This window comes from Arthrobacter stackebrandtii, from assembly GCF_017876675.1.
GTDB classification, from domain to species: domain Bacteria; phylum Actinomycetota; class Actinomycetes; order Actinomycetales; family Micrococcaceae; genus Specibacter; species Specibacter stackebrandtii.
In genome coordinates this window covers 1,624,384-1,644,669 of the sequence record NZ_JAGIOI010000001.1, presented here as the reverse complement: position 1 = coordinate 1,644,669, position 20,286 = coordinate 1,624,384, and the positions used below count along the sequence as shown (strand labels likewise).

Genomic DNA, 20,286 nt, shown 5'->3' with positions numbered 1-20,286 from the left:
GCGGGGTTCCCGCGAAGGTGCAATACTCATGGAAAGCGATGGCGAAGGGGCAACATGTCGGTACAAACAGGCGCGGATGGCGGCACCACGGACGTTCTTGGCGGCGCACTGCTGCAGGAGGTCAGGGCCGCAATGGGCGGCGCGGAGCAGACCCGCACGGGCGCCCTGGACCGCCACGCCAACGCCCACGACGCCTCCCATTTCCTCCTCATCCCGCAGGCCGTGGCGGTCCCCGCGAACGCCGCCGAGGTGGGCGCGCTCATGCGCATCAGCTCCTCCCGCTGCCTGCCCCTGACCCTGCGCTCCGGCGGCACGAGCCTCAGCGGCCAGGCGGTCAGCGGAGGCCTGCTGGTGGATGTGCGAAAGAACTTCCGTTCCATTGACGTGCTCGACGGCGGGGCCCGGGTGCGAGTGCAGCCGGGGGTTACGGTGCGGGAGCTGAATGCGCGTCTGCTGCGGTTTGGCCGCAAATTCGGCCCCGACCCGGCCAGCGAGGCTGCCTGCACGATTGGCGGGGTGGTCGCCAACAACTCCTCCGGCATGGCCTGCGGCACCACGGACAACGCCTACCGGACGCTGGAATCCCTGACCCTGGTGCTGCCCAGCGGCACCGTCATCGACACCGGCGCTCCGGATGCCGCCGCCCGGCTGCGCGCCCAGGAGCCGGAACTGTTCAGGGGCCTGGGTGAGCTGGCCGAAAGGGTGCGCAGCAACCCGGCATCGCGGGCAACCATCGAAGCGCAATTCGCCATGAAAAACACCATGGGCTACGGGCTGAACTCCCTACTGGACTTTGACGACCCCGTGGACATCCTGGCCCACCTGGTCATCGGAAGCGAGGGCACCCTGGGCTTTGTGGCCGAGGCTGTCTTCAGGACTGTGCCGCGCCTGGCCCACGCCACGTCGGGGCTGCTGGTCTTCAAGGACCTGGAGGCGGCAAACTCGGCTCTGCCGGCGCTCGTGGACAGCGGCGCCGCCACCGTGGAGCTCATGGATTCGCTCTCACTGAAGGTGGGGCAGGGGCTCACCCAGGTCCCCGGCGTGGTGCGGGACCTGAACGTGGACCGGCACGCGGCCCTGCTGGTCGAATACCAGACCGGCGACCGGGATGAACTCGCGGACCTGAACGCGAAGGCCGTCTCGCTGGCAGCCACGCTCGGCCTGGACGAGCCCGCCGACTTCAGCTCCGATGCCACGGTCCGAGCCGAACTGTGGCACCTTCGCAAGGGCCTCTACACCTCGGTGGCCGGCGCCCGGCCGCTGGGCACCACGGCGCTGCTCGAGGACGTGGTGGTTCCGGTCCCTGTGCTGGGCCGCACCTGCGTCGCCCTGGGCGAACTCTTTAAAAAGTACAGCTATGCCAATTCCGTCATCTTCGGCCACGCCAAGGACGGCAACATCCACTTCATGCTGACGGACAAGTTTGCCAGCAAGGGGGAGCTTGAGCGCTATTCCGCGTTCACCGAGGACATGGTGGACGTAGTGCTCGGCGAAGGCGGATCGCTCAAGGCCGAACATGGCACGGGCCGCGTCATGGCGCCGTTTGTGCGCCGCCAGTACGGCGATGAGCTCTATGGTGTCATGCGCCGCATCAAGGAATTGTGCGACCCTGCCGGCATGCTGAACCCAGGCGTCATCCTCGACGACGATGATATGGCACACCTGCGCCACATCAAGGCGGCGCCGCCCGCGGTAGACCCGGAGGTAGACCGCTGCGTCTCATGCGGCTACTGCGAACCCGTGTGCCCCAGCAAGAACCTGACCCTGACCCCGCGCCAGCGCATCGTCACCCTGCGTGACATGGAACAGGCCCGCAGCGAGGGCAACACTGCACTGGCGGACGCCATCGCCAAGGACTTCGACTACGCGGGTGTGGACACCTGCGCCGTGGACGGCATGTGCCAAACCGCCTGCCCCGTGGACATCAACACCGGCACCCTGGTCAAACACCTGCGCGAACGCGACGCCGGCACGGTGGAGGGCGCCGTATGGGGCGCGGCCGCGAAACACTGGGGCGCCGTCACCCAGGGGGCCGGGCTGGCGCTGGGCGTGGCCGCCAAGGTGCCGGCCGCCGTCGTGCTTCCGGTCAATAAGGTGGCGCGAAAAATACTCGGTGAGGACACCCTGCCCCTGTACTCTTCCGAGCTGCCCGCGGGCGGAGCGGCCCGACGGCGGGCGGCACCTGCCGGGGAGCCGGCGGCCGTGTATTTCCCCGCCTGCGTGAACGTCATGTTCGGCCCCGCGGGGGAGGGTGCGTCGGGCGTGCAGGCGAGCTTTGAGCAGCTGTGCGCCGCGGCCGGAGTGGAACTGCTGGTGCCGGAGGGAATTTCGGATGCCTGCTGCGGGACGCCGTGGTCCTCGAAGGGGATGGCGTCGGGGCTCGCGGCGATGCACGCCCGGACGCTGAAGCTGCTGCGGGAGGCGACACGCGACGGGGAGCTCGCGGTCATCTGCGACGCCTCCAGCTGCACGGAAGGGTTGCTGCACACGATTGAAAGCGAGCGGCTCGTGCCCGGACAGCGGCCGCTGCGCGTGGTTGATGCGGTGGAGTTCACGGCACAGGAGCTGCTGCCACGGCTGGACGAGAAATGGGAAAAGCTGGAGTCGCTGGCGCTGCACCCCACGTGTTCCTCGGCGCGCATGGGCCTGAACCCGGCGCTCGAGGCAGTGGCCGGGGCCGCCGCAGAATTCGTCCAGGTGCCGGAGCGCTGGGGTTGTTGCGGCTTTGCCGGGGACCGGGGCATGCTGCACCCGGAACTCACCGCCTCAGCCACGGCGGCACAGGCCGCGGATGTAGCGGCGATGGACGCCGTCGGGCATGCATCCTGCAACCGGACGTGCGAACTGGGCATGACGCGAGCCACCGGCCGTGACTACCGGCACGTGCTGGAAATCCTCGCGGACGCCGTTTGCGGCAAGGATCCTGTAACAGGGGCGTAAGTTCGGGCACGTTTAGGCCTATTTGGGCACTTTTGTGGCTAAAGTAGGGGACAGGAATGGCGCCAGTGTGCAACGCACCGGCGTTTGGCAAGCAAGCAAAGGATGAAACAAATGGCTGGAATCATCATTGTCGGCGTAGACGGCAACTCAACGTCCATGAAGGCTGCCCGCGTCGCCGCGGAACTGGCCAAGGCCACCGGCCGCACCCTGCGTGTTGTGACCGCGTTCGGCGAGGACAAGACCGAAAAGGTTGCCATCGGGAACGACGAATGGTTCCTCTCCACGGCGGACGAGGCCGAGCGTGTTGCTCAGCGCGTTGCCGAAGAGCTGAAGATCAGCGGCGTCAAGACCGAGTACTCCTCGGCGCTGGGCAAGCCCGCCGACGTCCTGCTCGAAGAAGCCACGAAGCTCAAGGCTGACCTGATCGTTGTGGGCAACATCCGCATGCAGGGCCTGGCCCGCGTGCTCGGCTCGGTTGCCAACGCTGTTTCACACAACGCACCGTGCGACGTGTACATCGTGAAGACCGACAGCTAATTGCTGTTTCGCAAAACCCCCGCAACGCTAGGCGTTGCGGGGGTTTCGTGCTTTCTTTCCGGAAAGGGTGGCGGGCGCGGGGCAGCAAATGCGATTCGCCACCGGTCCACAGGGGGCGAAACAGGTTATCTGCCCCCGGTTCCGGAAGGGCGGCGGTTAGCAGCCGTTTTCGGTGTAATATCCGGCCACGATCCTCTCAATGTGTGACCGTAGTGCTGCCATTGTCTGCTGGTCCCGTTGCTCCTTGAGAATCCGGGCGCCCAGCGTGTCAATCACGGACGAGTCTCCGGACCAGTCCCCTGGGATGCGCAGGTGCCAGACAAATCCGGACGGACGAGGTGGAATGCCGGCACTCTCGAGGTCGCTGTTGATGGCGTCCTCGACAATGGCGCGGTCCTCCGGTGTGAAGGGCTCCAGCCTCGTGGATTCCACGCCGTCGGCGATGACGGTGCGCCGGATGATACGGCCTTCGTCGGACTGGACGGTTTTGCGCACATTGTCCGGCCCGGCCGCCCACGCCATCATGGCAAACCAGCCGTTTTCATCCAGTGCCTCCCAGCCGCTTTCCGCGTCCTTGAAGGCGACCTGATCCCAGTGCTCCAGTGTGCCTTGCATGGGGTCAGCCTCCTTGTCCGGGGAAACGCCAGTGATGCGGCGTTGGCGAAAAGTGCGGTTTATCTGATGCCGCGTCGGGCGAAAGTGCGGTTTATCTGATGCGGCGTCAGGGGATGACGTTCGTGATGCCGCGGGCGGCGAGGTAGTCGGCGTCGGACGTCTTTGCAGCACGCACCAGGGCGGGCTTGGTGCCCGAGGCGGCACGCGCCAGCCACGAGGTGAACAGCTCTCCGGAGGGATCGGCCACCGAGCGGCCGACGCCGGTGTCCTCGTCGCCCGGATCGAAGGTGAGTGCCGTATCCCGCTGGACAGGTGTTGTGGGGTTTGCCCTCTCGGAAGCAATCAGCTCGGCCAGGCGCAAGCCCGCGGGCTTGGGGCGGCGGTCCGAATCAAGCAGGCCAAGCGTGTATTCCAGTTCGGGGAAATCGGCCAGCTTGCGGCTGACATCGTGCGAGCACCACCACGTGACGCCCCACAGGTTCGGGGTGTCCAGCACGGGGCGCAGGCTTTGTTCGAGGAAGTCCGCGGCGCCGTCGAAGGGCACGGCCGGGTACGGTGCGCCGATCTCCTGGAGCCAGATGGGGCGGGCGGGGTCGTCGGAGTAGGCGTCGGCCAGCTGGACCAGGTAGTCCGCAAAAAGCGTGCGGGCCGGATGGCCCTGCGGGAAGAGGTGCGCCACGGCCACGAACACCCATGAGTGGACGGTGGTGGCGTCGCCCAGGGTTGCGGCGTGGCGTGGTGTGACGGGGCAGCTGTCCACAAACCAAGCATTGTCGTCAAAGCTGTGCTGGTGCATGCCCGTGGGCCACACCTTGCGGGCAGCGGCGAGAAGGGTTTTGAACCATTCGCCCATCTCGGCGGGGCTGGTGAGCTGCTGCTCGGGGTGCCGTTCCACCGCGAACTGGTTTGTCTCGTTGCCCACCGTCATGCCCAGGACGTTGGGGCGCGAGGTGACCTCGTTGGCCAGGGCGGTGATGAGATCTGCCTCGGCCGCCACCACGTCGGGATCGGTGTAGATGTTGCGGCGGTGCCAGCTGGTCACCCACGATGGCAGGAAGTCGAAGCTGGAGAGGTGCCCCTGCAGCCCGTCCACCGAGACGTCCAGTCCAAATTCGGCAGCGGCGTCCACCACGCGTCCCACATCGGCAATGCCGGCGGGGCGGATGAGCGATCGGTTCGGCTGCAGCAGCGGCCACAGCGGGAAGATCCGCACGTGGTCCAGCCCCAGCTTCGCGATGGATTCAAAGTCCGCGCGGACGGAGTCCACGTCGAAGTCCTGCCAGGAATGGAACCAACCTTCACTCGGTGTGTAGTTCACACCCCAGCGCAGAGGGGTGGAACGTGGCGAGCCGGGCACTGCGGGGATCATTTGTTGCCTTTCTGCAGGCGCAGGGTCAGGATTTGGAACGGGCGCAGGGTGAGCGTCATGGCGGGATTGCCGGAAGCGTCCGGGGATCCCAGGGAGAGGGAACCGGCGTCGTACGGCTGCTCGAGGAGGTTGTTCTCCACCACGGAGGCCACGGGGAACGACGCCGAGAGCGTCACCTTGGCCCGCGCGCCGAGCGGCTCGTAGAGGCGGACAATCACGTCGCCGCTGCGGTCATCGGCCAGCTTCACCGCTTCGATCAAAGCGCCTTGGGAGTCGGTGCTCACCAGCGGTTCGACGGCGGCGGCTCCAGCCGGTACTCCGCGCCACGGCAGGTTCATGGCATAGCCGGCGGCCACGGCGTCCGCCACCTCGGATCCCACCACCAGGCCGTACGTGAAGGAGTGCGGGCCCTGGTCCGTTTGCGGATCGGGGAATCGGGGCCCGCGCAGCAGCGACAGCCGCACGGTGGTGAAGCTGGAACCGTTGGTGCCGGGGTGGCGGGATACATCGTGGCCGTAGGTGGAATCGTTGATGACCGCCGCACCAAAACCTGGCTCACCCACATGCACCCAGCGGTGCGCGCACACCTCAAAACGGGCGTTGTCCCAGGAGGTGTTCTCGTGCGTGGCGCGCTGGATGTGGCCGTACTGCGTCTCGAAACGGGCGTGGTCGGCGTGCACGTCAAGAGGGAACGCGGCCTTGAGCAACGTCTCCTGCTCGTGCCAGTCGACCTCGGTGTAGACCGTGATGACCTTGGAGTCCGGGGCAATGCGCACCCGCTGGGTGATGTGCGAGCTTCGGAAGCTGCGCTTGATGGTGACCTCGGGCTGGCTGCCCAGCATGGTGACCTCCATGGAATCAAGCTCGCGAAGGTCCGTCACCGTGTTCTTGTAGAACTCATCAATGTCCCACGCGTCCCACATGTTGGGGAAGTCGGCGTGCAGCTGCAGCAGGTTGGCGCCCTGCCCGGCCGGCACCAGTTCGCGGTCCGCCGCCACATCCAGAATGGAGCTGATGACGCCGTCCGCGCCGAAACGCACGGTGATGAGCCCGTTGCGCACGACGACGTCACTTCCGTCCCGCTCCACAGTCACCTGGGCGGTGTCCGGCTCCGGGACGCCCGCGCTCAGGGGGGCGATGCCGCGGCGCGGGTAGGGTGAGGCGTTGAATAGCGTGGAGTTCGCGAAATCCTGCTCCGAGCCGGGGTCGAGCGGCTCGGCAAACGGTGCGAGCGCCAGCAGCGCCGGGCTGATGATGGCTTCGAGATCGCTGGTGATCCAGGCGTAGCTCTCCGCCGCTTCGCGGTGCACCCAGGCGATGGAGGAGCCGGGCAGGATGTCGTGGAATTGGTTCAGCAGGACCAGCTTCCAGATCCGGTCGAGCTCCTCATACGGGTAGTCGATGAGCCCCCGGGCCGCTGCCGTGGCGCTCCACAGCTCGGCTTCGCGCAGGAGGTGTTCGCTGCGGCGGTTGCCCTGCTTGGTCAGCGCCTGGGACGTGTAGGTGCCGCGGTGGATTTCAAGGTAGAGCTCACCCTTCCAGACGGGGGCGTTGGGGTATTCGGCCTCGGCCGCGGTGAAGAACTCCGCAGGGGAGGCGATCGTCACCTGGGGTGAGCCCTCCAGGTTCTTGGTGCGCTTCGCCCTGGCGAGCATTTCGCGCGTGGGCCCGCCACCGCCGTCGCCCCAGCCAAATGGAACCAGGGAATTCTTTGCCGCGCCCTTGTCACGGAAGTTGCTCACGGCGTGAGCCAGTTCCTGGCCGGACAGCTGTGCGTTGTAGGTGTCGACGGGAGGGAAGTGCGTGAACACGCGGGTGCCGTCGATGCCCTCCCAGTTGAAGGTATGGTGCGGGAACTTGTTGACGGTGTTCCAGGAGATCTTCTGCGTCAGGAACCACTTGGCACCTGCCTGCTTCACGATCTGCGGCAGCGCGGCCGAGTAGCCGAAGGAATCGGGCAGCCACACCTCCTGGCACTCCACACCGAAGTTTTCGCGGAAGAACCTCTGGCCGTACGTGAACTGGCGCGCCATGGCCTCCGAGCCCACCATGTTCGTGTCCGACTCCACCCACATGCCGCCCACCGGGATGAGGCGCCCCTCCGCCACAGCGGCCTTGACCCGGGCAAAGACCTCGGGCCGCTGCTCCTTCAGCCACTCGTATTGCTGGGCGGAGGACATGGCGAACTGGAACTCGGGATAGAGCTCCAGCAGGGTGGCCACGCTCGACGTCGTCCGGGCCACCTTGCGCACTGTCTCGCGCACGGGCCAGAGCCATGCCGAGTCGATGTGGGCGTGGCCAATTGCGGTGAGCCGGTGGGCGCTGGCGTTGGCCGGCTGCGCCAGCACCTCCGCCAGCAATGCGCGGGCCGCGGCCGCGGTGCCGGGGATGTCGGTGAGGGACACGGCGTCGAGTGCGCGTTCCAGGGCGTACAGGATGTCCCAGCGGCGCGGGTTGCCCAGGTCCAGCTCGTTTTGCAGCTGGTCGAGGACCTCCAGGTCCTGCACGAGCTCCCACACCTCGGTGTTGAAGACGTTGATGTCGGCGCGGGCCATCATGTAGCGGGGGGTGTCGCCGGCCGTGGACTTTTCGCCCAGCTGCGTGGGAATGAACGGGTTGTCGGTGAAGACAAATGGGTTCGCGGCCGCCTCCACGTAGAGGTCAACCGCCTCGCCCCCGCGGGCCAGGCCCGCGCTGTCACCAACCGTGCCGCCCCGGGCCGCTCCGCCGGGGGTGATGCCGTCCAGCGGGACCCACGTGTTGAGCGGGTTGAGCGCCTTCACGGTGGTGCCGTCCGGGCGGTACACGAGGCCCTCGGCCTGGAATCCGGGCCAGGACTGGCTGAAGCCCAGGTCAACCACGAGTTCCACGGTCTTGCCGGCCGCTTCGGCCGGGACCGTGCCGGTGAGGTGGATCCAGCTAGTGCCCCACGGAGGCCCCCACGGCGTGCCCACGGAAAACGGCGCGTAGACGACCCCGGCGGCAGGCGCCGTGGTGGCGGAAGGGGAGTGCCCGGCGTCGTCTGCGGCAGGAAGGCCCAGCGCAACCGAGGGGTCCACGGGTTCGCCCTGGCCGCCCTCCACATGCCAGGCCGTCAGCTCCAGCGGTGCGACGGGGGTGTGGATGGCGGGGATGATCCGCTCCGTGAGGACCCGCTTGAGCCGGTCGTGGATGAGACCGTGCTTGTCGTGCATGAGTGTGGACCTTCCCGTGGCGGTCGGTTGAACGCTTCAAAAATTCAGTCTAGTGGGGCAGCTCACGCGGCGGCGCATAAGCTGGTGAGTTCCAACGGATAAGGAGAAAAAGTGGGCAGTGCAGCAGCCTCCGGCCAATGGGATGCGGCGGAATTCCTGAAGGTTCCGCTGCGTGAATGCGCGGCCCGGGTGGCGGGGCTGACGGGCGATGCGGAACTTGCGGACATCTTCCACCGCGGCCTGCGCGACACGCTCGAAACCACGCTGTCGCGTGAGCCGGACGGCACCACGTTTGTCATCACGGGTGACATCCCAGCCATGTGGCTGCGCGATTCCTCGGCCCAAATGCTGCCGTTCCTGCGGTTTCTGGGGCCGGAGGGAGGCGCGGACGCGGAGGAGCTGTACCAGGTGCTGGCGGGGCTGAGCCGCCGCCAGTTTGGCTGCATTGCGCAGGACTCCTACGCCAACGCCTTCAACCAGACAGCCAGCGGTGCCGCATGGGACCCGGCGGACGCGTGCGAGGACCCTTGGATCTGGGAGCGCAAATACGAGGTCGACTCGCTCGCCTTCCCCATCTGGCTGGCCCACGCGGTGTGGCGGCGCACCGGCCGCGCGGACGTCTTTGACGGCATGGTCCGCGGAGTCCTGCAGGCCATCGTGTCGCAGCTGCGGCTGGAGCAGGACCATGAAAACAGCTCCCCGTACACTTTCGTGCGGCAGACGGAGCTGCCCACCGAGATGCTCGCACGGGACGGGCGGGGGCCCGCGGCGGGCCGCACCGGGATGACCTGGGCAGGATTCCGGCCCAGCGACGACGCCTGCACCTACAGCTACAACATCCCCGGCAACCTGTTCGCCGCCCAGGCGCTGCGCCAGCTCGCGGAGATCGCCGCGGAAGTGTACGGGGACGCGGAACTTGCCTCGGACGCCGTCGGGCTGGCCCGGGAAATTTCCGACGGCGTTGCCTCCTTCGGCGTGGTGCTCCACCCCGCCCATGGGGACATGTACGCCTACGAGGTGGACGGGCTGGGCAACACGCTGCTGATGGACGACGCCAACATGCCCAGCCTGCTGTCGCTGCCGTTGACCGGCGGGATTGCAGCGGATGATCCGCTGTATATGGCTACACGCGCATATATTCTGGGCCCGGAAAACCCCCACTACTACGAGGGCACGCGGGCCGCCGGGATCGGCAGCCCGCACACGCCGCCGGGCTACATTTGGCCCATTGCACTTGCCGTCCAGGGGCTGACGACGCCGGACCGTGCCGAAAAACTGCGCCTGCTTCGGCTGTTGCGCGACACCACCGGCGGCACCGGCATGATGCACGAGGGCTTCGACCCATCCGCGCCGGAAAATTTCACCCGGCCGTGGTTCTCCTGGGCGAACTCGATGTTCGCCGAGCTGGTGCTCGACTATTGCGGGATTGGGGCCCTGCCGGATGAGTCACGGGGCGGCCATTTTGCTCCTAGAGTGGAGCCATGACTTCTTCCCAGGGTTTCACCGCCGAAAAATTTGCCCCTGTCCGCGAGCTCTTTGACGCCATGCTCGACGCCGATCCGGCCTACAGTGCCCAGCTCGCCGTCTACGTGGGCGGGGAGAAGGCCATTGACCTGGTGGGCGGACCGAACTCCTCAGTTGATTCGGTGACCGGCGTGTTTTCCTGCTCCAAGGGGGTGGCCGCGCTGGCATTCAGCCTGCTGGTCCAGGACGGGCACGTGGACCTGGACGCCCCGGTGGCCAGCTACTGGCCCGAGTTTGCGCAGCAGGGCAAGGGCGCAGTGACCGTTCGCCAGCTTCTCTCCCACCAGGCCGGACTGGTGGGTGTGCAGGGCGGCTTTGCCATGGAGGAGTACAACGACCTGCCCGCTGTGGCCGACCGCCTGGCCGCGCTGGCACCCATGTGGCGCCCGGGAAGCGGAATCTTCGGCTACCACGCACTGACCATGGGTGTCTTCCTCGAGGAACTGTGCCGGCGCACCACCGGCGAACGCCTGCAGGACGTGTACAACCGCCGGATCCGCGTGCCCCTGGACGCCGGCATGTTCCTGGGCCTGCCGGAGTCGGAGGACCACCGCTACCGCCCCGTGCTGTTCGACGAAGAACCTGCCCCGGCGTTCTTTGACCCCTTCTCCATCGCCGGCGTCTCCGGCAATGTCCAGGCCGGGAACCTCCTCGGCATGCCCAACGTCCGTTCGGTACGTGCGGAAGGCAGCACGAGCGGTGCCGGTGTGGGCTCGGCCGACGGGTTGGCACGTGTCTACGCAGGGGCCATCACCGGAGTCGACGGTGTGCCCGCATACCTGACGCCTGAAACCATCGCGCTCATGGCTGAGGAGCAGGTGTGGGGCCTGGACCGGGTCTTCTGTGACACCAGCGCCTTTGCCATCACCTTTATGAAGTCGCACCCGCGCATGGACTTCGGCAGCGCCCAGGCCTTCGGCCACGAAGGCGCCAACGCCGCCATGGGTTACGCCGACCCGATGTACGGGGTTGGTTTCGGCTACGTTCCCGCCAAGAACGAGGAAGGCACCACCACCGGCCGGGCCCTGCAACTGAGTGCCGCCGTCCGGACGGTCCTGCTCTCCTCCTGACCCAGCCGCCACACCCTGACCCGCCGTCTATGACGCAGATACTGCACAAAATCTGTCCAAGTAAGCGCTTTCCGCTGCATCTGCTGCGTCATAGATGGGAGGGGTGGGCGGGAGGGGTGGAAATTGGCTGTCCCTCAGTGCAGGTCTGCCAACGCCGCCTCGACGGCCCGGTGGAACGTGGGGTAGGCGCAAATCATGCCCTGCAACGTGGACACCGGAATGCGCGCGTGCACGGCCAGCGCCAGCATGGACAGGACCTCCCCGCCCATGGGGCCGACCGACGTGGCGCCCAGCAATATACCTGCGTCCGCATCTTCAACGACCTTGATGAAGCCGCCGCCGCCCGGCCCGTGGATCCATCCGCGCGTCGAGGCGCCCAGCTCCGTAAATCCGGTCCGTACGGCCCGCCCGGACTCCCGGGCCTGCGACTCGGTCATGCCCACGACGCCGATTTCCGGGTCCGTGAAAGTCACGCGAGGCACGGCGTGCCCCTCGGCAACGCCACGGTCCCGGCCGGCACCCGCGCCGCCAATCTCGGCCCGCGACAGGATGTGCCCGGCGGCGATGTTGCCCTGGTACATGGACATGTGGGTGAAGGCGCCCGCTCCCGCAGCGTCGCCGATGAGATAGAGGCCGTCGGCCAGTTGCATGTGGCCGTCCACCGCCGGCGCATGGTGGCCGTCCCATGCGATGCCTGCCTCGACAAGTCCGACGGCGGCCAGCGCCTGGGCGCGCCCCGTCGCCACGAGCAGCTGCCCGGCCGAGAGCCGGGCAGCCTCGCCGCCGGGCGCACCCGGGCTGCCGCCGGCGGCAGCCAGGTCCACTGTGAAGCGCCCGCCGGCATGGGACACTGCCGTGACGCCGCGGTTGCGCAGAATCTCCACTCCTTCGTCCAGCAGCACCGCCTCCAGCAGCTCCGCGGCCTCAGGTTCCTCCCGCGACAGCAGCCGGGAACCGCGCAGGACCATGGTGACCTTTGTGCCGAAGCGGGCGAATGACTGGGCCAGTTCCACGGCGATCGGGCCGCCGCCCCACACGATCAGGGAATCGGGCGCTTCGGACGCCTGCACAGCCTCACGGTTGGTCCAATAGGGTGTGCCCACAAGCCCCGGAACGTCTGGGACCGCAGGGTTGGTGCCCGGGTTGAGCACCACGGCGAGGCGCGCACGGAAGGTGCGTTCGCCGCCGGGCTGGGAAGCGGTGTCCGGAGGCTTGGGGCCCGGGGCTGCGGGCGCCGGGGAGACGGTGACCTCGCGCGGGCCGCTGAGCCGGCCGGTGCCGCGGACCAGCAGCCCGCCCTTGCCGGCAAAGCGTTCGGCGGCTGCGGTGTCGTCCCAGTTGTCGGTTGCCTCAGAACGGATGCGGCGGGCGACTGCGGCGAAGCCGGGGGAGACGCGGGCGGTGCCGGCCAGTTCCGGAACGCGCCGCGCCTCGGCCAGCGTGTTGGCAGCCCGGATCATCATTTTGGACGGGATGCAGCCGTAGTACGGGCACTCCCCGCCGACCAGCCTCGCCTCAACGCCAACCACGGACAGGCCGGCCGCGGCCAGCTCGCCCGCCATCGATTCGCCGCCCGGACCCATGCCCACCACGACGACGTCGACTTCTTCGGCGGGCGGCAGCCCGGCTGCGGCATATTCCGTGGAGGGCATGTGGTTGCTCCCGGGCTACTTGTTGATGCCCTTGTCGGCGAGCCACGCCGCGGCTGCCGCCTGGGGCTCCATCTTCTTGTCGCCCTCAACCTCGTCGCGCAGGGAGATCAGGTCCGCCGTGGTCAGGAGCTTGGAGACGTTGTTGAGTGCGGTCTTGGCCTCGTCGCTGATTCGGTCCGTCTTGACCAGCGGCAGCACCTGCTGGGCCAGCCAGTTGTGCTTGGGGTCCTCCAGCACCACCAGTTTGTTGGCCGGGATGGCGGGGGAGGTAGTGAAGATGTCAGCCACCTGGATCTCGTTGTTCAGCAGCGCCTTGACCGTCAGCGGGCCGCCGCCGTCGCTGACGGGCGTGAAGGACTTGGGCACGCAGTTGTAGTTGGTCTTCAGCCCGGGCAGCCCGTAGGGGCGGGTCTGGAACTCCGGCGGGGCGCCGAGGGTGAGCTGGTCGCAAACCTTGGCCAGGTCCTCAATGGTCTTCAGGTTGTACTTGGCTGCAGTTTCGGCGGTGACCACCATGGCGTCCTTGTCCTCCGCCTCCGAGGCGTCCAGCACGGACAGTCCGCTGGGCAGCTTGTCCGGCAGTGCAGCCAGGATCCCGGCGGGGTCGCTCACGGTGTTGGCGGTGTCAACGAAGCCCAGGAGGTTGCCGCTGTAGTCGGGGACCACATCCACCGAGCCGTCCTCGAGGGCCTTGATGTAAACCTCGCGGGCGCCGATGTTCAGCTTGGTGCCCGCCTTCACGCCCGCGGCGTTGAGCGCGCCGGCGTAGATCTCGGCGATGATGGCGTTTTCCGGGAAGTTCGCAGAACCCACCACGATGGGGCCGGCGTCGCCGCCGGACGCGTTGCCGGACGACTCCGGGGCCAGCGGGGACCCGCCACAGGCGCTCAGTGTCAGGGCCAGCGACAGCCCGGCAGCGGCGCCAAACAGGGCGCGTCGGGTGGTGACGGTATTTTGCTTCATGATTTCTCTTCCACTTTGTCCGACATTACTTTTTACAGCTGTGCGAGCACTGCATCGGGTTCCGTTCCCCGTGAAACGTTCCGCAGCCCGGGCGACACCACGGTGCGCTGCAGCAGTGCCAAAAGGCCGTCCAGCACAATGGCCAGCACGGCAATCACCACGGCTCCGCCCAATACCTGACCGTAGTCCTGCACGGCCAAACCATCAATGATGAACCTGCCCAGGCCGCCCAAACTGATGAACGCCACCACGGCCACGGTGGAAACCACCTGCAGCACGGCCGAGCGCAGCCCGCCCAGCATGACGGACAGCCCGTTGGGCACTTCCACGCCGAACAGGATCTGCGGCTCGCGCATGCCCATGGCCCGCGCGGAATCGACCAGGCCCCTGTCCACCGAGGAAATTCCGGCATAGGTCCCTGTCAAAATGGGTGGCACGGCCAGCAGCACCAGCGACCAGATGGCCGGCATGAGCGACAGCGTCGACGTGGCGATGAGCGCAAACAGCGTCATGATGCCCAGCGTTGGCAGCGCCCGAAGCATGCCCGCCATGGCCACCACGACGACGCGTCCCCGCCCCGTGTGCCCCACATACAGTCCGATCGGGACGGCGATGGCCAGCGAGATTGCCAGGGTCAGGCCCGTGAATCCCAGGTGCTCCACGATGCGGGTGGGGATGCCCGCCGCCCCTTGCCAGTTGGCGGGGTCCGTGAGCCATTGCCAGCCCTGCCCGAAGGGGTTGGCGGAGGTGTAGGCGGTGGCAGGGTATGTCCCAATCGGCATATAGGCGGCGGGAACGGTCACGGAAGCACCGCCGTCGTGCCGGGGGAAGCCGGTGGTGCAGGGGCGCCTGCATCCGCGGACGCGGGGACCGACGCGGCCGTGCCGCCGCGCAGCCATGGGGTCAGCAGGCGTTGCAGGGCCACCAAGACCACATCCATGAGCAGTGCCAGCACGAGAGTGCCGATGATGCCGACGATGATTTCCGTGGGGAAGTTGCGCTGCAGGCCGTCGGTGAAGAAGAAGCCCAGCGACGGGATGCCCAGCAGCGAGCCGACGGTCACGAGCGAAATGTTGCTGACCGAGATGACGCGCAGGCCGGCGAACAGGACCGGGATGGACAGCGGCAGGTCCACCTGGAGGAAACGCTTCAACGGGCGGTAGCCCATGGCGGTGGCGGACTGGCGGATGGAATCGTCCACAGAGTTCAGGGCGTCCAGGGTGGAGCGGACCAGAAGTGCCACGGCGTAGATGGTCAGCGCCACGATGATGTTGGCGAAGTCCAGGATCCGGGTCCCGAGGATGCCCGGCAGGATCACGAAGAGGGCCAGCGACGGGATGGTGTACAGCAGCGAGCCCACCGACAGGATGATGCCGCCGGCGGTCTTGTTGAGCCGGGCCAGCTGTGCCAGCGGGATCGCGATGGCCATGCTGAGCGCCAGCGGCACCACGGCCTGGATGAGGTGGTAGCCGGTCAGCTCCAGCACCTGAGGCAGGTTGGCGAGGAACCAGTCCATCAGCTTGCCCCGCCCATCAGTGCCTGCCTTCGCGGGCGGCGTCTATTGCCGCCAGGACTTCGGCGGCATGCACGACGCCGGCCACTCGCCCTGCGCCGTCAACGGCGACTCCCAGCCCGGAGGGGGAGGACAACGCCGCGTCGAGGGCGTTGCGGAGGGAATCGCCCTCGTGGAACAGCGAGCCGCCGGGAACCAGCTCCGTGCTTCCGCCTGCCGCCGACGCGCCCGGCGCGTGCCAGCCCAGCGGCCGGCGGTCTGCGTCGACGGCGAGCATCCAGCGGGAGGCGGCGGCAGCCCCGGCGTCGTGCGTGGAATTTTCACCGCCCGGGGCATCCCCCGGCAGAACGGTGGGGGCCGGGTGCAGGGGAACGTCGCCGCCGGGGCTGAAGGAGAGGTGGCGGAAGCCGCGGTCACGGCCCACAAAGTTGGCCACGAAATCGTCCACCGGCGCCCGCAGGATTTCCTCCGGCGGGGCGTATTGGGCCACGCGGCCGCCGGTGGCGAACACGGCAACGCGGTCGCCGAGGAGGGTGGCCTCGTCGATGTCGTGCGTGACGAAGATGATGGTCTTGGCGAGCTCGCGCTGGAGCCGGAGCAGTTCCGCCTGGAGCTCGGCGCGGACCACGGGGTCCACGGCGGAGAAGGGCTCGTCCATGAGCAGCACGGGCGGGTCGGCGGCCAGGGCCCGGGCCACGCCGACGCGCTGCTGCTGTCCGCCGGAGAGCTGGTTGGGGTAGCGCCGGGCCATGGAGGCGGGGAGGCCGACCGTCTCGAGGAGTTCCAGGGAGCGCTTCCGGGCCTGTGCGCGCGGCACCTTGTTGAGCCGCAGCACTGTGGAGACATTGTCCAAGACGGTGCGGTGGGGGAGCAGCCCGGCCTGCTGCATGACGTAGCCCATGGAGCGGCGCAGTTCGTGGGCCGGGATGGTGGCGACGCTGCGCCCGCCCACCGTGATGGTGCCGGAGGTGGGCTCCACCATGCGGTTGATCATGCGCAGCGAGGTGGTCTTCCCGCAGCCTGACGGGCCAACAAAAACCGTGATCTTGCCCGTGGCGACGCTCAGGGTGAGGTTTTCCACGGCAGCTTGGCCCGGATAGATCTTGCTGACGTTGTGGAATTCAACCATGGCCTCGCCGGCCTGGTCGATGGTTTCCTGCGCGGTGGTGCCGCCGGCCTGTGGTGCGGCGGTGGTTTCTGGTGCCGCCATGGGTACTTCCTGACTGTGGGTGGCGTTCTTGTGGATCGTTCACCTGTGCCCCTCGATCATAGGCAGGCCCAATTTGCCCAGTAAAGCGCCCCGCGCCGTGTTCGGCGGGTTTCGCTTAGCGCGGACGACGGCGGAAGGCGCGTGCCGCCGTCGCGCGCGGGTGCCTGTGATGATGGCGACGGGGCGGGCCATTTGCCCGGCTCAAATAGTTGGCGTCTGCCTGAGGCTGCTGTTGCTGTACGTCAGGGAGGTCCAAGCTGAGAACTGTCTTGGCGCTTTCGCTGACCTTGGGCCGAGTGTCTTGGGCCGCCACTGGCGTCCTTACTTGTGAACAACGGTGACTGAATGACGCCATCGACGCTCATGACGCAGGCACGCTCCTCGTTCACGGTGGGGTGGCATAGTGGGTACATGGACATCACGTGGCTGCTTGTTGCATTGATCCTCGTTGTCGCTTTCGCGGCCATCAGCATTGTGGGGGCGCTTCATCGAATCCGTGATGCGAACGAGAAAACCCTTGCCTTGCTGGAAGAGCAGCTCGCCCGGAAGGCTGAAGGCAGCGACTCCAGATAACTGCCTGGTGCCGCCTGCCGCCGTCGCGCTTAGGTTTGGAATTGGCCGGGCCAGGCAACCGCAGGGACAAGCGTGAACGGCACAGTGGATGCGGCCCATAGGCGGGACCTACACTCGATCCATGACCACTGCAGGGATGATTGACGGCGAGAGTGTTGAGTACCTGCTCCGCCCCGGGGGACGCCGCCTCGCCGTCCTGTTCCACGGTGGCCACATGCGCGCCGAACTCGACATTGGGCAAAACGTGTTCCTTGATGCGGGCTGCTCGATCCTGCAACCCTCACGGCCGGGCTACGGGCGCACGCCCCTCGAAGCAGGGCCCGATCCGGCCGCGTTCTCCGACCGGATCGCTCTGCTGTGCAAGACGCTCGGGTACGACGACGTTGTTGCCGTCGGGGTCTCCGCCGGTGGCCGGACGGCGATGACCTTCGCGGAACGCCACCCGCACCTGGTCACCGGGCTGATCCTGGAGAGTTCAACGAGCTTCCTGCCGTGGCCGGGCCGATTCACCAGAATCGTCGCGAGGGTTGCGTTCCGCCCCCGCATTGAGCGCGTGACTTGGGCGCTCACGCGCTATGCGTTCGCTGCCTTGCCGGGAGCCATGCTGAGGGTGATGCTCTCGTCCCTGTCAACACTGCCCGCCCGCACCGCATACGCCCGGTTGCAGGTGGAAGACAGGGCGAAACTCGCCGGCCTGCTGTCCCGCATGAGATCCGGCAGTGGCTTCAGCAACGACCTGCGCGAACCTGTCGGCACCATTCCTTCCCCCGCCCAGCCCACGCTCATCGTCGCGAGCCGAAACGATGCCGCAGTGGGCCCCGAACACCCGCAGGCACTTGCCGCCCAGCTCAGGAATTCAACGTTGGTGATGACCGATTCAGTGAGCCACTTCCTGTGGATCGGACCCCATGCTGATGATGAGGAGCGGGCAGTGGCCAGGTTCCTGGGCGACCTCAGCTAACACAAACCGCCTGCTCAACGCCGGACTTGTCGGACTGCATTGGGCGTCGCGAGTTCCGTGATGTGTGCCGTAATGGCGGACCTGTAGGGGGCGTGCGAGGAGTTTAGCGATGTGGCCGGGTCTGACCAGTTGGTTCCGGGGTAGAGCCAGACAGGTTTCGAGCGCATTTCAGGCGCCTCCCATTGGTACCGGGGCCAAACGTGTGCGTGCAGGAATGGGTCCTTGTTGCCAAGAATTTCTATGTTTACCCGGAGAAATGCGGGGTCCAGCTGGCTGCAGGCAATTTCGACGGCCTCGGCCAGAATATCGAGGCTGTTCAGGAATGCTGACCGTTCGGGGCGGGGGAGGTCAGAAAGCCTGTCAACTCCGATCCTGTCAGTGATCAGTACCGAGTAGCCCGGCAGCCATTGGACGTCGCCGATAACAGCAAATCCGCCGTTGAGGCGTGTCATTACCGTGGGATTTTCGCCCTTGATGGCTGACCCGACGCGATCTAGTTTCCAGGAGTCCATTTCGGCCCTTTCGTAGGGTGAACGAGATTCTCTACTGCCAGCAGTCGTTCCCACTGCCTGGGTAGTCGATCCATGGATCACATCCAACGCACGCAGCGCTGACCGCGGACGACGGCGGAACTTGCCTACCGCCGTCGGGCTTGGCTTTGGGTGTGGCCGCGCCCCGCCGGCCGAAAACTCACGCAGATTCCAGGCTCGACGGAAATTCCGCCTCGAAACCCCTACTTGGAGGTTGGGGCTGAATCGAGCGACTGAAGGTACTTGAGCGTGTCGGCCAGTGCCACATTCGCCTCGTCGAGGTCAAGGTGGAACTGGTACTCATGGGGAAGTTTTGGTTCGTGGTTTGACGGCCAGAAGAGCGGTGTCACAGACACGCCGGCATCCTCAAGGGCCTGGGCAAACGGGATCGACTGCGACCAGGTGAGGGCGTCACCGTTTCCCCCGCTGATGAATGTCGGCGGAAAGTCGGCGTTGACGAATTCGATCGTGGACATCAGGGAGCCGGTTGACCTGGAGGACCAGTCCTTTGTGCCGGCGTAGGCCCACAGGGAAACCTGCAGCCCCCAGGCTTCGATGCCGTTGAGTGCGGACATGGCGGGCATGTCGTAGACGCCGCAGTTGAGGATGGCCCCAATCAGCTGCTCCTTCTTGAGCCCAGGGACCATCCCCGCAAGGTGTGCATAGCGGGGGTTGGTGGTGAGGGTGGCGAGTTGGCTCGCCAGTTGGCTGCCGGCGGAGTCGCCTGCAAGCACGATCCGGTTGGGATCGGCGTTCCAGTCGGATGCGTGCTCGCCAATGTAGGCCAGCGCCGTATTGAGTTGAGTGAGCGCCGTTGGGTAGGCGGCTTCCGGCGCCGTTGTGTAGTTCAGCGCGATGGTTGTGTAGCCCTGGGCCGCGAGGATGCGCATGTAGGGCTCGATGTTCTCCTTCTGGCCGGAGATCCATGCACCGCCGTGCACCCAAACGATCGTGGTCAACTTTTTGGTGCCGTTGGCAGGGGTGAAAACGTCGAGGGTGGTGTCCGACTGCGGGAGCGAGCCGGTCGGCGGCGCGTAGGCGACATCCCGGTACTCGGTGAGCTTGGTGTCGGGAACGTGGGGCTCCATTTCGGCGACGGTTGCCGAAGCGCCCTTCTCAAACACCGTGCGGATGACCATCACCGACGGCCACGGGGAGGCCGCTGCGACGGTCGCGGCAACGACAACAGCTGCAAGCACGATTCCACCTGCGACCAAGAGCCTGCGCCGGCGTGGTCGTTTCCGCCCGGACGTGTGGGCACCGCTCGCTGTGACGCTCTGATCCATGTCGTTTCAAGTCCCCCATCGATGTCAAGACAATACCGCCACCGCGTGTACGGCGATTTCTCAAAGGATGGACCTGGCGGGAGCCCGGCCTGAACTTCGAGAACGGCAGTGATTGTCAGTAGATCACAGATTCGGCCCGCTCTCCGGGTATGACTCCCCTCCCAACCGCGGACGACGGCGGAACTTGGGCCGCCATGGACGGCCCTCTGTGTGGGTGGCGTTCTTGTGGATTGCCCGCCCGGGTTTGTCGATCATGTGCAGGCCAAAATTGCCGAGCATGGCGCTCTCGCCCAGGCCGGGCCGTGTTCAGTCGCCGACGCGGCCGCGCAATGCCGCTCCCTGAACTGCG

Annotated in this window: 16 protein-coding genes; 6 read left to right on the top strand and 10 right to left on the bottom strand. The window is 66.8% G+C overall.

Going from position 1 to position 20,286, the window contains the following annotated elements; all coding sequences use genetic code 11:
* Nucleotides 1–54: 54 nt before the first annotated feature.
* Nucleotides 55–2,940, top strand: coding sequence for an FAD-binding and (Fe-S)-binding domain-containing protein (locus tag JOF48_RS06870; RefSeq protein ID WP_209678810.1), 2,886 nt, complete (start codon nucleotides 55–57; stop codon nucleotides 2,938–2,940).
* A 111-nt stretch (nucleotides 2,941–3,051) separates the two neighbouring features.
* Entirely contained in the window at nucleotides 3,052–3,477 is a 426-nt protein-coding gene (locus JOF48_RS06865) for a universal stress protein (RefSeq protein ID WP_209678806.1), read from the top strand.
* A 156-nt stretch (nucleotides 3,478–3,633) separates the two neighbouring features.
* On the opposite strand, the gene JOF48_RS06860 is transcribed toward JOF48_RS06865, so the two are convergent.
* The 3 genes from JOF48_RS06860 to JOF48_RS06850 form a co-directional block, all read right to left on the bottom strand.
* Nucleotides 3,634–4,092 (bottom strand): DUF5956 family protein, encoded by a 459-nt coding sequence (locus JOF48_RS06860; RefSeq protein ID WP_209678803.1) that lies wholly within the window; start codon nucleotides 4,090–4,092, stop codon nucleotides 3,634–3,636.
* Nucleotides 4,093–4,198: 106 nt separating this feature from the next.
* A complete protein-coding gene (locus JOF48_RS06855; protein WP_209678800.1) occupies nucleotides 4,199–5,461 on the bottom strand; it encodes a glycoside hydrolase 5 family protein in 1,263 nt (420 codons plus the stop codon).
* A complete protein-coding gene (locus JOF48_RS06850; protein WP_209678797.1) occupies nucleotides 5,458–8,655 on the bottom strand; it encodes an alpha-mannosidase in 3,198 nt (1,065 codons plus the stop codon). The genes JOF48_RS06855 and JOF48_RS06850 overlap by 4 nt, the downstream gene beginning before the upstream one ends.
* Nucleotides 8,656–8,766: 111 nt before the next feature.
* Between JOF48_RS06850 and JOF48_RS06845 the strand changes: the two genes are divergently transcribed.
* A complete protein-coding gene (locus JOF48_RS06845) occupies nucleotides 8,767–10,140 on the top strand; it encodes a glycoside hydrolase family 125 protein (RefSeq protein ID WP_209678794.1) in 1,374 nt (457 codons plus the stop codon).
* Complete coding sequence (locus JOF48_RS06840; RefSeq protein ID WP_209678790.1) at nucleotides 10,137–11,249, top strand: serine hydrolase domain-containing protein; 1,113 nt, start codon at nucleotides 10,137–10,139, stop codon at nucleotides 11,247–11,249. Before JOF48_RS06845 ends, JOF48_RS06840 begins: the two co-directional genes overlap by 4 nt.
* Before the next feature lie 134 nt (nucleotides 11,250–11,383).
* Here the strand turns inward: JOF48_RS06840 and JOF48_RS06835 are convergent, their stop codons facing one another.
* The 5 genes from JOF48_RS06835 to JOF48_RS06815 are packed head-to-tail and all read right to left on the bottom strand — an operon-like array spanning nucleotide 11,384 to nucleotide 16,506.
* Entirely contained in the window at nucleotides 11,384–12,901 is a 1,518-nt protein-coding gene (locus JOF48_RS06835) for a dihydrolipoyl dehydrogenase family protein (RefSeq protein ID WP_209678788.1), read from the bottom strand.
* 15 nt (nucleotides 12,902–12,916) lie between these two features.
* Nucleotides 12,917–13,864 carry an ABC transporter substrate-binding protein gene (locus tag JOF48_RS06830; protein WP_209678786.1) on the bottom strand — a complete coding sequence of 316 codons (948 nt, stop codon included), beginning with the start codon at nucleotides 13,862–13,864 and terminating at the stop codon, nucleotides 12,917–12,919.
* 32 nt (nucleotides 13,865–13,896) lie between these two features.
* Nucleotides 13,897–14,646 (bottom strand): ABC transporter permease, encoded by a 750-nt coding sequence (locus JOF48_RS06825; protein WP_209684235.1) that lies wholly within the window; start codon nucleotides 14,644–14,646, stop codon nucleotides 13,897–13,899.
* Between the two features lie 17 nt (nucleotides 14,647–14,663).
* Nucleotides 14,664–15,380 (bottom strand): ABC transporter permease, encoded by a 717-nt coding sequence (locus JOF48_RS06820; protein ID WP_209678784.1) that lies wholly within the window; start codon nucleotides 15,378–15,380, stop codon nucleotides 14,664–14,666.
* A 16-nt stretch (nucleotides 15,381–15,396) separates the two neighbouring features.
* Nucleotides 15,397–16,506 carry an ABC transporter ATP-binding protein gene (locus tag JOF48_RS06815; RefSeq protein WP_209684233.1) on the bottom strand — a complete coding sequence of 370 codons (1,110 nt, stop codon included), beginning with the start codon at nucleotides 16,504–16,506 and terminating at the stop codon, nucleotides 15,397–15,399.
* Between the two features lie 492 nt (nucleotides 16,507–16,998).
* Between JOF48_RS06815 and JOF48_RS06810 the strand changes: the two genes are divergently transcribed.
* Both JOF48_RS06810 and JOF48_RS06805 read left to right on the top strand, forming a co-directional pair.
* A complete protein-coding gene (locus JOF48_RS06810) occupies nucleotides 16,999–17,160 on the top strand; it encodes a hypothetical protein (RefSeq protein ID WP_209678782.1) in 162 nt (53 codons plus the stop codon).
* 121 nt (nucleotides 17,161–17,281) lie between these two features.
* Nucleotides 17,282–18,121 (top strand): alpha/beta fold hydrolase, encoded by an 840-nt coding sequence (locus JOF48_RS06805; RefSeq protein WP_209678780.1) that lies wholly within the window; start codon nucleotides 17,282–17,284, stop codon nucleotides 18,119–18,121.
* 14 nt (nucleotides 18,122–18,135) lie between these two features.
* On the opposite strand, the gene JOF48_RS06800 is transcribed toward JOF48_RS06805, so the two are convergent.
* Together JOF48_RS06800 and JOF48_RS06795 are read right to left on the bottom strand one after the other, a co-directional pair.
* A complete protein-coding gene (locus tag JOF48_RS06800; RefSeq protein WP_209678778.1) occupies nucleotides 18,136–18,633 on the bottom strand; it encodes an HIT family protein in 498 nt (165 codons plus the stop codon).
* Between the two features lie 221 nt (nucleotides 18,634–18,854).
* Nucleotides 18,855–19,850, bottom strand: coding sequence for an alpha/beta hydrolase (locus JOF48_RS06795; RefSeq protein WP_342591173.1), 996 nt, complete (start codon nucleotides 19,848–19,850; stop codon nucleotides 18,855–18,857).
* Nucleotides 19,851–20,286: the final 436 nt, after the last annotated feature.

Coding starts and splice junctions, on each gene's coding strand:
- JOF48_RS06870 (WP_209678810.1), top strand. CDS start 55: ATGTCGGTACAAACAGGCGCGGATGGCGGCACCACGGACGTTCTTGGC.
- JOF48_RS06835 (WP_209678788.1), bottom strand. CDS start 12,901: ATGCCCTCCACGGAATATGCCGCAGCCGGGCTGCCGCCCGCCGAAGAA.
- JOF48_RS06855 (WP_209678800.1), bottom strand. CDS start 5,461: ATGATCCCCGCAGTGCCCGGCTCGCCACGTTCCACCCCTCTGCGCTGG.
- JOF48_RS06840 (WP_209678790.1), top strand. CDS start 10,137: ATGACTTCTTCCCAGGGTTTCACCGCCGAAAAATTTGCCCCTGTCCGC.
- JOF48_RS06805 (WP_209678780.1), top strand. CDS start 17,282: ATGACCACTGCAGGGATGATTGACGGCGAGAGTGTTGAGTACCTGCTC.
- JOF48_RS06860 (WP_209678803.1), bottom strand. CDS start 4,092: ATGCAAGGCACACTGGAGCACTGGGATCAGGTCGCCTTCAAGGACGCG.
- JOF48_RS06815 (WP_209684233.1), bottom strand. CDS start 16,506: ATGGTTGAATTCCACAACGTCAGCAAGATCTATCCGGGCCAAGCTGCC.
- JOF48_RS06820 (WP_209678784.1), bottom strand. CDS start 15,380: ATGGACTGGTTCCTCGCCAACCTGCCTCAGGTGCTGGAGCTGACCGGC.
- JOF48_RS06800 (WP_209678778.1), bottom strand. CDS start 18,633: ATGGACTCCTGGAAACTAGATCGCGTCGGGTCAGCCATCAAGGGCGAA.
- JOF48_RS06830 (WP_209678786.1), bottom strand. CDS start 13,864: ATGAAGCAAAATACCGTCACCACCCGACGCGCCCTGTTTGGCGCCGCT.
- JOF48_RS06810 (WP_209678782.1), top strand. CDS start 16,999: ATGGACATCACGTGGCTGCTTGTTGCATTGATCCTCGTTGTCGCTTTC.
- JOF48_RS06850 (WP_209678797.1), bottom strand. CDS start 8,655: ATGCACGACAAGCACGGTCTCATCCACGACCGGCTCAAGCGGGTCCTC.
- JOF48_RS06825 (WP_209684235.1), bottom strand. CDS start 14,646: ATGCCGATTGGGACATACCCTGCCACCGCCTACACCTCCGCCAACCCC.
- JOF48_RS06865 (WP_209678806.1), top strand. CDS start 3,052: ATGGCTGGAATCATCATTGTCGGCGTAGACGGCAACTCAACGTCCATG.